Below are 270 nucleotides of genomic sequence, written 5' to 3' on the forward strand. Positions count from 1 at the left end.
TGGTTCTTTTTTCTGCTTCTGGTGGTGCACGCATGCAAGAAGGGACACTTTCATTGATGCAAATGCCACGTACAACGGTAGCGATTGAAATGCTAAAAGAAGCAAAACTTCCCTATATTGTTGTTTTGACCAATCCAACCACTGGTGGTGTTACTGCTTCTTACGCCATGCTCGGCGATATTCATATTGCCGAACCCGGTGCTATGATTGGTTTTGCTGGTCCTCGTGTGATTCAACAAACCATACGTGAAACTTTACCAGAGGGCTTTC

At 44.8% G+C, this 270-nt stretch carries 1 pseudogene; it reads left to right on the forward strand.

The features are described 5' to 3' along the window. Positions 1-270, forward strand: a pseudogene (locus ACFIQE_RS11295) (carboxyl transferase domain-containing protein); the annotation flags it as partial.

Origin of the sequence: Bartonella sp. AA1HLJMS (assembly GCF_042197445.1) — a bacterium.
GTDB lineage: Bacteria > Pseudomonadota > Alphaproteobacteria > Rhizobiales > Rhizobiaceae > Bartonella.